The 10,928-nt window shown below is 64.5% G+C and carries 11 protein-coding genes and 2 pseudogenes; 3 read left to right on the top strand and 10 right to left on the bottom strand.

Annotated elements, in window-relative coordinates:
• The 4 genes and pseudogenes from tnpC to OC446_RS27140 all read right to left on the bottom strand — a co-directional run.
• Positions 1-661: pseudogene (tnpC, locus tag OC446_RS27155) on the bottom strand (IS66 family transposase); the annotation flags it as partial.
• Between the two features lie 60 nt (positions 662-721).
• Positions 722-940, bottom strand: coding sequence for a transposase (locus OC446_RS27150; RefSeq protein ID WP_262032080.1), 219 nt, complete (start codon positions 938-940; stop codon positions 722-724).
• A complete protein-coding gene (locus OC446_RS27145) occupies positions 937-1,116 on the bottom strand; it encodes a DDE-type integrase/transposase/recombinase (protein ID WP_262032081.1) in 180 nt (59 codons plus the stop codon). The genes OC446_RS27150 and OC446_RS27145 overlap by 4 nt, the downstream gene beginning before the upstream one ends.
• A gap of 396 nt (positions 1,117-1,512) precedes the next feature.
• The gene (locus OC446_RS27140) at positions 1,513-1,659 is read right to left on the bottom strand and encodes a hypothetical protein (protein ID WP_262032079.1); all 147 of its coding nucleotides are present in this window, start codon (positions 1,657-1,659) and stop codon (positions 1,513-1,515) included.
• Positions 1,660-1,701: 42 nt separating this feature from the next.
• Between OC446_RS27140 and OC446_RS27135 the strand changes: the two genes are divergently transcribed.
• The gene (locus OC446_RS27135; RefSeq protein WP_262032078.1) at positions 1,702-2,073 is read left to right on the top strand and encodes a hypothetical protein; all 372 of its coding nucleotides are present in this window, start codon (positions 1,702-1,704) and stop codon (positions 2,071-2,073) included.
• 145 nt (positions 2,074-2,218) lie between these two features.
• Here the strand turns inward: OC446_RS27135 and OC446_RS27130 are convergent, their stop codons facing one another.
• The 4 genes from OC446_RS27130 to OC446_RS27115 all read right to left on the bottom strand — a co-directional run bounded on the left by OC446_RS27130 (position 2,219) and on the right by OC446_RS27115 (position 8,171).
• Positions 2,219-2,695: a hypothetical protein gene (locus tag OC446_RS27130; protein WP_181054736.1), complete on the bottom strand. Its 477-nt coding sequence runs from the start codon at positions 2,693-2,695 to the stop codon at positions 2,219-2,221.
• 219 nt (positions 2,696-2,914) lie between these two features.
• Positions 2,915-6,004, bottom strand: coding sequence for an efflux RND transporter permease subunit (locus OC446_RS27125; protein WP_181054737.1), 3,090 nt, complete (start codon positions 6,002-6,004; stop codon positions 2,915-2,917).
• Positions 6,001-7,077, bottom strand: a complete 1,077-nt coding sequence (locus OC446_RS27120; RefSeq protein WP_262032077.1) for an efflux RND transporter periplasmic adaptor subunit — start codon at positions 7,075-7,077, stop codon at positions 6,001-6,003. The genes OC446_RS27125 and OC446_RS27120 overlap by 4 nt, the downstream gene beginning before the upstream one ends.
• Entirely contained in the window at positions 7,074-8,171 is a 1,098-nt protein-coding gene (locus tag OC446_RS27115) for an efflux RND transporter periplasmic adaptor subunit (RefSeq protein ID WP_181054739.1), read from the bottom strand. Before OC446_RS27115 ends, OC446_RS27120 begins: the two co-directional genes overlap by 4 nt.
• Positions 8,172-8,304: 133 nt before the next feature.
• Here OC446_RS27115 and OC446_RS27110 point away from each other — a divergent pair, with 133 nt between their 5' ends.
• Complete coding sequence (locus tag OC446_RS27110; protein ID WP_262032076.1) at positions 8,305-8,997, top strand: TetR family transcriptional regulator; 693 nt, start codon at positions 8,305-8,307, stop codon at positions 8,995-8,997.
• Between the two features lie 418 nt (positions 8,998-9,415).
• On the top strand, positions 9,416-9,715 hold the full coding sequence (locus OC446_RS27105) for a hypothetical protein (protein ID WP_262032075.1): 300 nt from the start codon (positions 9,416-9,418) through the stop codon (positions 9,713-9,715).
• A 71-nt stretch (positions 9,716-9,786) separates the two neighbouring features.
• Here OC446_RS27105 and OC446_RS27100 read toward each other — a convergent pair whose 3' ends face one another.
• Together OC446_RS27100 and OC446_RS27095 are read right to left on the bottom strand one after the other, a co-directional pair.
• A complete protein-coding gene (locus OC446_RS27100) occupies positions 9,787-10,323 on the bottom strand; it encodes a DUF1612 and helix-turn-helix domain-containing protein (RefSeq protein ID WP_262032074.1) in 537 nt (178 codons plus the stop codon).
• Positions 10,304-10,928: pseudogene (locus OC446_RS27095) on the bottom strand (ISKra4 family transposase); the annotation flags it as partial. The gene OC446_RS27100 and the pseudogene OC446_RS27095, both read right to left, overlap by 20 nt.

Genomic DNA, 10,928 nt, shown 5'->3' with positions numbered 1-10,928 from the left:
GCCCGAAGCCGGAATAGGCATCCGCCTGCAGGACCCCGCTGTAGCTCCTCAGGAACGACTGCGGGTGCTCCGCCTTGCGATCCGCAGAATAATAGTAAACGGCCGCTGGCGGATCGGCCCCGGCGAAGGGCCGATCATCGCGGACCACCGTCCAGAGCCGGCCGGTTTTGGTCTTGCCCTTGGCCAGCACCGGCACCGGCGTGTCGTCGGCATGCAGCCGCTCGGCCTGCATCACATGCTCGGCGATCAGAGCGCTCAACGGCTGGGTCGCAACCGCGACAGCCCCCATCCAGTCACAGAGTGTGGAGACATCCAGATCGACGCCCTCTTGAGCGAACACTGTGCTCTGGCGGGTCAGCGGCAGATGCAGCCTGAACTTGCCGACCGTGATCTCGGCCAAAAGATGCGGGCCGGCACGGCCACGCGGAATGGCATGGAACGGCGCCGGCGTCTCGGTGATAGTCTCGCACGCCGCACAGCTGAACTTCTCGCGCACGGTTTGCAGCACGACCCAACGCGCCGGAATACGCTCCAGGGTCTCGGTCACGACCTCGCCGAGCTTGCGCAAGCCGCCGCAGCAGGCGCAGGCGGTTGGGCTCGGAAGGACCACACGCCGGCGCGGCAGGTGCCCGGGCAAGGGCCTGCGGGCGGGCTTGGTTCGCTCCAGGGTTCTGTTGCACGCCGCGAGGTAGGTTGATCGGAAGCCGAATGATGCCTCAAATCAGGCAGCAGCGCTGAACAGAGCAGCAATGAAGTCGCTCTGAGCCCTCATGTCGTTCGCTGGTACCCTCGCCACTTGACCCTTGCGGACCATCGCCATGATCTCGTAGCCCGCAATTGTTCGGGAGGCCGTCATGAAGCTCTTGAAGCCCAGCCCGGGCCTGACCAGCCGCTTGATGCGCCGGTGATCCTGTTCAACGATGTTATTCAGAAATTTCACTGCCGGAGTTTGGCAAAGCGCCAGAGTTCTTCACTCTTCTTCATAGCTTTAGCCGCGATTGGATAGGCGGCATTCTTGTCGACCGTGATGGTCCGCGGATTGACCGTATGCGGTTGTCCCAGAGCCTTGCGGAAGAAACGTCGGGCGGCTGCTGCATCCCGCTTGGGCGAGAGCAGAAAGTCGATCGTCTGCCCGAAAGCATCGACGGCACGGTATAGATGTCACTTTGCCTTTAACTTTGAGATTCGTCGCGTTGGGTGCCGAAAAGCAAGATTCTTTGCCCTTAAAGACGAGATGCCGATCAGGTTTGTTCGGTGCTCTTTGATCCTGCGTGTGAAAGCGGTGCTGTATCTGGCGCGATACGATCGACGGTGGCGAGCCAACGGGCTTCCTTGTGATAGGTCCGGAGCAAGGCGATCTTGGCGAACTCTGTCAGGTCCCGTTTCATCTCCATCGCAGCCAGCCGCACACCCCTGTAAACGCTGTCTCACTTTTAGGGGGAAAAATCTCGATTTTATCGGCAAAATCTCACATTTACCGGCAAAGGCTTGCCCTTGATTTTGTTGAGTTCCTTATCTCGCCTTTAGGGGCAAAGCGACAGCTCCGTCGAGGGCAGCGATCAGCGGTCCGCCCTGGGACAGGCTCATGCGATGCGGGCTGGCATGGTCGCGTGCCTCGACACGATCGGCGATCTCGGCGAGGCGGCGGCGCACCGTCATATGGTTGGCGCCGGTGCCGCTTGGAAGGAACAAGGCGATGACATGGGCGGCCTCGCGAAACGACAACCGTGCGCCAAGCTCGGCCTGAATGCGGACGAGTTCGGGTGTGGCGCGCCCCTTCAGGAGCATCGATACACGGTTGGATCGCTCACCGGATCCGGTGGGCCCGGCCTCAAGGCGGCGGCAAGGGCAAGGACGGATTCGCGGCTGCCGGACGGGCACCGTACCGAACAGAGTTTGGATGACCCGCCGCCGATGATCATGCAGCGGGCGTGTCAAACCACAGTGCCTGCACCAGCGATCCAGGGCGGCACTCTGCTCGATCTGGCCCTCGATCATCCGCAGCTGGAGCCGCTGCAGCAGATCTTTTGCTTCCGCAAGTCGAAGACCGAGGTCGTCCGGAGCAGGGGCTGACAGATCACGGCGGATAGCACCGATGTCGCAGCGCTCGCGCGTTCCATCGGGTCGCCTCGTCTCGATACAGATCGCCCACTCCGTCACAGTCATTGCGCGCCCTTTCCGGTTATTCCGTCCAAGCGCTCATGATCGGGTGCAATCGTTACCCCCAGGTTTGTTCCACTCCCGGTTCCTTGAGTGACCTGGATGATGTCGCGGCAGACATGCTCGATGCTCCCCCGATGTCGTGCCCCAGCGACGGTGGCCGAAGCTGGTTGATCCCCTGCTTCATCACGGCATTGAGCTGCTGATGCTCACGCTCAAGCGGGTTGAGCATCAGCTCGATTTTCGCCATTGTCCGCAGGAGGTCCTTCACGCGCCTGAACAGCTTGGGGTCAGGGGCGATGAGGAGGCTGGCGGGATCTTCGATGAACTGCCGCACCGCCGCCGCGAGAAGCTGAGAGTTGAGGCTGAACACGAGGTCGCGCAGGGTCTCGATCCACTTCTGCCAGTTCACTGACAGGACGTTCGTCTTGAACTGCAAACTGGCGACCCGCGTGCTGACGAACGGGCTGGCAATCGACGCGACCATTGCCATGGTGGCCGAGATCAGGGTGATCGATTGCGGGTTGACGTCCATGGTCAACCCACCCGTCTGGTTATCGGAAGAACGCGATGTAAAGCGTGCCCCCCGAGATCGACAGGGCAATGATGAGCGGGAGCCATCGGGACATCTTGCATCTTCATCTGTGAGGGGTTGGTAACGGGCCCCGGCTGCTGTCGCCGAGGCCCGATGCTCGTGCGGCCTGTGTGGAGGGAGCACAGGCCGCACGAGCCTCAGTGGTTAAGCGAGTGCGGCTTATGCCGGTTGATGGGCTGCGTCTGTCGCCTCCTGCTCAATTTCGGACCGGGACGGCGGCTTGATCCGGAACCAGGCCACGTACAGCGCCGGCAGGAACAGGAGGGTCAGCAGGGTGCCCACGATGATGCCGCCCATCATCGCGTAGGCCATTGGTCCCCAGAACACCTCGCGGGAGATCGGGATGAGCGCCAGGCTCGCCGCCGCGGCCGTCAGCATGATCGGCCGTGTGCGGTGGGTGGTGGCGTCGACCACCGCGTCCCACGGGTCCCAGCCCTCTCGCCGGTGGTCCTCGATCTGCACGATCAGGATCACGGAGTTGCGGATCAGGATGCCGATCAGCGCCAGCACGCCCAGGATCGCTACGAAGCCCAGCGGCGCCCCGCTGGGAATCATCGCCGCCACAACGCCGATCAGGCCGAGCGGCGCCACCGCCACCACCAGGAACAGCCGCTGGAAACTCTGGAGCTGGATCATCAGGATGGTCGCCATCACGAATAGCATCAGCGGAACGACCGCCGCAATGGGTCCCTGCGCCTTGGCGCTCTCTTCGACCGGACCGGCAACCGTGACCGCATAGCCCGCCGGCAGTCCCTGCCTGAACTCCTGCACCCGCGGCTCAAGCTGCTGGACCACGGTGGCGGGCAAGGTCTCACCCAGGATGCCGGCCTTGAGCGTAATCGTCGGGGTCCGGCTGCGACGCCATACGATGGGCTGTTCCAGCTCGTATCGGAACGTGGCGACGGCGGCCAGAGGAACCGACTGCCCACTCTTCCCCGGCAGCTGCAGGTTCTGGAGCGTCTCGATGGAGCCCCGCTCGGCCGCGTTGGCGCGGGCGACCACGTTGACGAGATAAATCCCATCCCGCACCTGCGTCAGGGCCGTGCCTCCGACAACCCCGTTCAGTGTCTGGGCGATGTCCTCGGAGGTGACCCCGAGCTGGCGCGCCTTGTCCTGCAGCACGTCGACCTTGACCACCCGGGCAGGCTCGTTCCAGTCGTACCCGATGTCGACCAGCAGCGGATGGTCGCCGATGGCGGTGGCGAACCTCTGAGCCAGCTCCCGTACCTTCTGAATGTCCGGCCCGCTGACGCGGTACTGCACCGGGCGGCCCGCCGGCGGCCCCAGCGGCAGCAGATTCACCTGCACGTCGAGGCCGACGAACTCCTGGCGGGCAACCTGCTGCAGCCGGGCCCGGACGCGCTCGCGCGCCTCCAGATCCTTTGTGACGATGACCATCTGGCCGACATTGGGGCTGGGCGGCTGGACGTCGAAGGCCAGCACGAAGCGCACCGCGCTCTGGCCGACATAGGACGACCAGTGATCGATGTCCGGATCGCCCGCGAGCTTCGTCTCGAACCGGTCCATCTGGGTCTTCGTCTCGGTGATGGTCGCGTTCTGCGGCAGGGTCCAGTCGACGATGAGCTCCGGGCGGTCCGACGATGGGAAGAACTGCTGCTGGACGAACTGCATCCCATAGACCGATGCACCAAAGAGCCCGAGCGTGACCAGAATGGTGATCCAGCGCCAACGCATGGCCACCACCAGAAAGCGCGAGAACGCCGCCATGAGCCGGCCCGGCTTGTCATGATGCTTCTTCATCGTCTTCGGCAAGAGCGTCACGCCGAGAAGTGGGGCGAACAGCACCGCGACAATCCACGACAGCAGCAGCGAGACGGCGATCACGACAAACAGCGTGAAGGTGAACTCGCCAGCGTTGCTGTTGTTGAGCCCGATGGGGATGAAGCCCGCCACCGTGACCAGCGTTCCGGTCAGCATCGGGAACGCGGTCGAGGTGTAGACGGCCGTGGCGGCCTTCTTCAGGGTGTCGCCGGCCTCCAGGCGCGCCACCATCATCTCAACCGCGATCATCGCGTCGTCGACAAGAAGCCCGAGCGCGATGATCAGGGCGCCGAGCGAGATGCGTTGCAGCGAGATACCGAGATACTGCATCGCCACGAAGGTCATGGCGAGCACGAGCGGGATCGACAGCGCCACCACAAGGCCGGCGCGTAGCCCCAGGCTGATGAAGCTCACCACCAGCACGATCGCCACGGCCTCAAACAGAGCCTTAGTGAACCCGCCCACCGCGTGCTCGACCACGATCGGCTGGTCGGAGACGAGGTGCACGCCGACGCCGATGGGCAGCTCGCCGATGATCGTCTGCATCCGTTCCTTCAGCGCCTCGCCGAACTCCAGCAGGTTGGCGCCAGGCTTCATGCCGATGGCCAAGCCAATCGCCGGCTGGCCGTTGACGCGGAACAGCGACTGCGGCGGGTCGGTGTAGCCGCGGGTGATCGTAGCGACATCGCTGAGGCGGAAGAAGCGGTCGTTGACGCGCAGGTTGATGGCCCGCAGGCTTTCCTCGGAGGTGAACTGCCCGCCGACGCGCACGCTGATACGCTCAGGGCCGGCCTGGATGACGCCGGACGGCGCAATGGTGTTCTGCGCCTGCAGGGATTGGATTACCGCTTGCTGGTCAATCCCGAGCGCCGCGATCTGGCGCGTCGAGAACTCCAGGAAGATCACCTCGTCCTGGGCGCCGATCAGGTCGACCTTGCCGGCGTTCGGGACTGTGAGGATCTTGGCCCGCACGTCCTCGACATAGTCGCGCACCTGCCGCCGGCTCAGCCCGTCCGCTGTGAAGGCGTAGATGTTGCCGTAGACGTCACCGAAGCGGTCGTTGAAGAAGGGCCCGGCCACACCCTGCGGGAACTGGCCGCGAATGTCGTTGACCATGTTGCGCACCTGCACCCAAATGCCGGGCACGTCGCGGCCCTTGGTCGTATCCCTCAGGTTGACGAAGATCGTGGTCTGGCCCGGCGAGGTCATGCTGCGCGTGAAGTCGAGGGACGGGAGCTCTTCGAGCTTCCTCTCGATCCGGTCGGTGACCTGGCTGATGGTGTCCTCGACCGAGGCGCCCGGCCACTGCGCGCTGATCACCATGGTCTTGATCGTGAACGACGGGTCCTCCTCGCGCCCCAGGTTCATGTAGGCCATGACACCCGCGATGGTGGACACGATCATGAAGTACCAGACGAGGGAGCTGTGGCGCAGCGCCCAGTCCGAGAGGTTGAAGCCGTTCTTCACTGCGATGCCTCGTCTGAAATCTTGACCTGTTGCCCGGGCGTGAGGCTGTTCACGCCCGCCGTGACCACGCGGGTGCCCGGGGCGATCCCCTCCGCGACCCGGAACGATCGCTCATCGCGCGCCGCGACCTTTACGTCCTGAGGGGAGACTGTCTTGGTGGCTGGATCGATCACCCAGACCATGGTCTTACCGTCGCGCTCCAGGAGCGCGGATGCCGGCAGCTGGATGCGGGGGGTGTTCGTCGTACCCAGAACCGCGGTCACTGTGGTGCCGAGCCGAAAGCTGGCCGGAGGATTATCGAGCGTGATCCGAACCCGCCGGGTGCGGGTCGCTGGATCGGCCTGCGGCGCGATCTCGCGCACCCGGCCGGTGGCCCGCACGGACGGATCCAGCTGCAGGGCAACCTCGAAGCGGGCTCCGGACCGCAGGCTGCCGTTGATATCCTCGGGCACATCGACGACGGCCTCGCGGATGTCCGGGCGGGCAAGGGTCACGACCGTCTGGCCGGGCTGCACCACCTGGCCAACCTCCGCCTCGACGGCCGTGACCACCCCGTCGAAGTCGGCCCGCAGCTGGGTGTAGCCGAGCTGCTCCTGGACCTTGGCTAGGTTGGCGCGGGCGCGGGCGACGGCCGCGGCCGCGGCCTCGCGGGCCTGCTGGGCGGCCTCGAACTGCGCCTGCGTCGTGGTCCCCTGCTCAAGAAGCGTCCGCTGGCGGGTCTCGGTCGCGGTTGCGTTCTCCAGTTGCGCCTGGGCATTCGACACCTCGGCCTGGGACGACCGCATGGCGAGCTCGAACGTCATCGGATCGAGGGCGGCCAGCTGCCCCCCCTTCTTTACGGTGTCGCCGACGTTGACGGTGCGGGCGACCATCCGGCCGAGCACGCGGAAGCCGAGGCTGGACTGGATCTGGGGCTCGACGGTCCCGGCAAAGCCCAGCTCCTGGCTGGCCTGCGGGGCGGCAACCACCGACAGGACGGGGCGGACCGGCGGAGGTGGCTCGGCCGGTTGCTCCTGGCAGGCGGCAAGTGCCAGCGTGGCGCCAAGGGCGAGGCTCATGCGGAAAGCTTTCATCGGGGAGCCCCCTCGGCCAGAGTGACGGTCTGGTTCGGGCGCAGGAGCTGCGCCCCGGCGGTGACGACCATCTCGCCTGGTTGGAGGCCCTCCCGCACGACAATGCGGCCGGTGTCGTAGCGCTCAACCACAATCGCCCTCAGCGACACTGCCTTAGAGGATGGATCGACGATCCATACGGCTGGCCGGCCCTCCTGCGAGAACAGCGCGCTCCAGGGCAGCACGATCGTCTTGCGGGGCTTGAACCGGCCCTCGCCGCTCACGGCGGCCCCGAGGGTCATGGCCACCGGCGGGCGCGCGATGCCGAACTTGACCCGGACGGTGCCGCTGGCCGGGTCGACGGTTGGCGAGACCTCCCGCACGGTGCCGGTCGCCCTGACGGTGGGATCAGACACCAACCGGATCTCGGCGGTCCGGCCAGCGGGTTCCTGGATGAAGACAGACTCGTGCACGTTGAACACCGCATCGCGGGGCCCGTCAGGGGCGAGAGTGAACACCGGTTGGGCGGCCTGCACCACTTGGCCGACCTCGGCGTTGCGGGCGGTGATCACGCCGGCAACGCCGGCACGCAGCGTCGTCTGGGCGAGCTGCTCGCGGGCTGTGCCCAATTGCGCCTTGGCGGCGGCGAGGGATCCCTGCGCCGTGCGGAAGGCCTCCTCCGCCTGGTCATACTCCCGGCGTGTAGTGTAACCGCGCGAGAGCAGGGTCTTCTGGCGCTCGAAGGCGGAGGAGGCCTGCCGGAGCTGGGCCTCGGCGGCCCGGACGGCGGCCTCGGCGGCGGTCACGTTGGCCTGCTGCTCCTCCGGGTCGATCTTCGCCAGCACCTGATCGGCCGAGACATGCATGCCAACGTCGGCGCTGCGCTCGGTGATGCGCCCGCCCGCCCGGAAAGCGAGATCCGTCTCAACTTGGGCTCGGATCTCCCCGGTGAGCGTGATCGTCGGTGCATCATCGGTGAGCTCGACCATCTGGGCGTGGACCATGGCCGGGGGCTTCTCGGGCACGGCCTCCTGCTGCTGGCAGGCGGCCAATCCGATCATCGCCAGGGCGCCGATGAGCCAGGCTGAACCGCAACGTGCGCGACGATCCTTCATTGAGACTTCTTCCATTTCGCCAGATCGGGAAACTCCGCGGACGGGACAAAGGTCGCGGGCCAATCTAGCCCACCGCTATTATTGACATACACGAATGTCAATAATCTATGGACGCGCGTGTATGTGAGTTATAGTGTCAGCCCTGCTTGCATACCGGCTGCGGCTTATGCCGTGTCCAACTCGAGAATCACTGAGGAACGCAATGGCAAAAGGTGCGAGGGCCCGCCGCAAGGCGGAGCGGCCAGGGGAAATCCTGGAGGCCGCTTTTGAGGAGTTCGCGCAGAGGGGCTTTGCCGCCACTCGCCTTGAGGACATAGCGGAGCGTGCCGGTGTCACGAGGGGTGCGGTCTACTTCTATTTCGAGAACAAGGAAGAGGTCTTTGTGGCCATGGTCCGTGAGCTCTCGCGGCCCCTTCATGCCGAGATCGAGGTGTTCTTGGCGGACCGCCCGGGCCCCGCCCCTGAGATGCTGCGCTCGTATCTCCGATTCGTGTATCAGATTGCCGTCGATGATCAGCGGAGCCGCGAGCTTCTGCGTCTCCTGATCGCTGAGGCGAACTGGTTCCCAGAGATGCTCGACGAGCAGTTCCGCATGGTGTGGGGGCCCTTTGTGGACACCTTCCAGAAGGTGCTTCAGGAAGGCGCTATTCAGGGCGAACTTCGGGCTGCGCCGGTTCAGGAGTTTCCGGAGCAGATCGTCGGTCCCGCCCTGCTGTTCAATATTTGGATCCTCCTGTTTGGGGAACGCAAACCGCTTGACCCGGAACGGCACTTCGAGGCCGCCATTGACCTCATCCTTCACGGCTTGCTGCCACGGAAGAACTAGGGATTGGAGGCGCGTCTCTATTCGGCGGTTCGAGGTCAAGCGCTTTTAGGCTGTTTTCCCGCTCCGATGTTTGACGTCACTCGAGGGTCTTGCTTCTCTTCGGGATCAGCTCTCGGGCTTTCCCATGATGGGATCAGAAGGATGAGGTGGCCCAATCTGTTGCGCGTTCTGATCGCGCAAAACGCGATCGACACAAGTGCCCTAGCGAACTCACCCCATCCATCGTCTCGCGAGGGACGTCTCTCCACCGGCTGGGGAAACTAGCTTAGGTAGGGCCAACGGCGTCGCCAGCTAGAGTGGAAGCCAAGTCGCCAGAGATCGCTGGTGCTGGAATGGTCCTCAGGTTCTCGACTTAGATAGTGGAGGAGCCCTGCTCGACCCTCCGCTGCATTATCAATGGACGAGGCTCACCGCTTGAATGCTCAACCGCCTCCCGCGACTGGGCTGGCGGAAGGGCCTTCCCGCCACTAGTCTGGCGGGGTCTCGCCTGCTGTGTCCTATGCCGCACGGTCGACTGCATGCGAGCCAGCGCGTCCTGAACCTCGAGACGATCGGAGATCTCACTGGCGTCGAATTCGTGCCGGCACAGCCGACAGGTCAGATCCACCCCGAACTGGAGCTTCCGCAGCCGGACCTTGAACAACTGTTGGCAGTGAGGACAGGCCAGATCGATCCGCATGCTTCCATGATCTTCGAACAAGTGGCCTTCTCCGGTTAAGCTTCGTCTCCAAGGGCTGAACCATGGCAGTAAGGCGACAACGAGGCGTCACCTGTAGGGTCGTTTGGCCTCTACACGATCCCCCATGCTCTGTACCGTGTCCGTCCGGTGAGCTCGCGCGGCAGGGCGCCGCCGAGCTGCGCCAGCATCAGGTCGACGGCCTTGGGCGTGACCTTGAGCAGCTTGGCCCCGAGCGGCACGGTGACCAGCGGGCGGGACAGGAACAGCTCGACCAGCTCCGGCAGCTTCGAGTTGGAGCGGGTCTTGGCGGTGACCCGGCTCATCAGCTCGCGGGCGAGGATGAGCCGGTCGAGATCCTTGTGGGCGATGGCCAGCGCCTCTTCCAGCACCTGGCAGAAGCCCTCCAGCTTCTCAGTTGCCCCTTCCCGGCCCTGCGGCCGGAACCGGGATTGCTTGAAGCCGGCGGCGAGTGGCAGCAGATGAGAGGTGAGTCCCCTTGCCCGCAGGATGGAGGCTGCCATGATCAGGCCGAGCCACGGCAGGCGCGTGTAGAGGTTGAGATCGAGCCAGGCGTTCCATGCCACCACGGCTGCCGCAATGGGGAGAGCATGAGGAGTTGTGGGGCAGTTAAGCGGCTGCCTGACCATAGTCCTTGGCGTTGTCGTTCATCATGCCGGGGTACCAGTGCTCGAATGTGGCACGAAGTGAGCCATCCAAGGTCTTGGTCCGTGTCTGCAGGAGTAGATGAGCCCCGCGCCGGCTCCACTGCATCTGCTGCTTCTTGGCGAAGCGCTTGCTGATCACTGCGTTCACCGTTGCCTCGACGAAGGCCGAGGAGATCCGCTCGCCGGACCGGTAGCGCTCGCCATAATTGATCAAGCTGGACTCGTTACTGACGATATAGACCTTGAACTCCCGCATGGCGGCCCTGAATTTGCGCAGGTTGGGATAGCGACTGTCGAGAGCTTCGAGGTCGAGCAGCAGACCACCGATGGCCTCCCGAGCGCGATATGTGTTGCCATGCCAGAGGAACCATTTGATCCGGCGCAACTCGTCCAGAGCCGCCGTCCCGGCGTCCTTGTCATGGTGCACCAGACCCTGAGCAAATTGGCGCAGAACCGTGATCCGCATGGTGATGTGGAACCAGTCGAGGACGTGCTCGCTGCACGGGCTGATCCGCTCGGCGAGGGCCCGGACTATAGCGCGACAATCTGGATGGAGAGCGCGACGATCAGGATCGGGTGATTGGCTG

Source organism: Microvirga sp. Mcv34 (assembly GCF_024519725.1).
Classification (GTDB): Bacteria; Pseudomonadota; Alphaproteobacteria; order Rhizobiales; family Beijerinckiaceae; genus Microvirga.
Note: the sequence above shows the minus strand (reverse complement) of the source record. Positions and strands in the feature narration are given on the sequence as shown.

Excerpts from the sequence above, each read along its gene's own strand:
- OC446_RS27140 (WP_262032079.1), bottom strand. The coding sequence starts at position 1,659 with ATGACGGTGCGCCGCCGCCTCGCCGAGATCGCCGATCGTGTCGAGGCA.
- OC446_RS27135 (WP_262032078.1), top strand. The coding sequence starts at position 1,702 with ATGGGCGGCCTCGCGAAACGACAACCGTGCGCCAAGCTCGGCCTGAAT.
- OC446_RS27100 (WP_262032074.1), bottom strand. The coding sequence starts at position 10,323 with ATGGTCAGGCAGCCGCTTAACTGCCCCACAACTCCTCATGCTCTCCCC.
- OC446_RS27120 (WP_262032077.1), bottom strand. The coding sequence starts at position 7,077 with ATGAAAGCTTTCCGCATGAGCCTCGCCCTTGGCGCCACGCTGGCACTT.
- OC446_RS27115 (WP_181054739.1), bottom strand. The coding sequence starts at position 8,171 with ATGAAGGATCGTCGCGCACGTTGCGGTTCAGCCTGGCTCATCGGCGCC.
- OC446_RS27105 (WP_262032075.1), top strand. The coding sequence starts at position 9,416 with ATGCTCAACCGCCTCCCGCGACTGGGCTGGCGGAAGGGCCTTCCCGCC.
- OC446_RS27130 (WP_181054736.1), bottom strand. The coding sequence starts at position 2,695 with ATGGACGTCAACCCGCAATCGATCACCCTGATCTCGGCCACCATGGCA.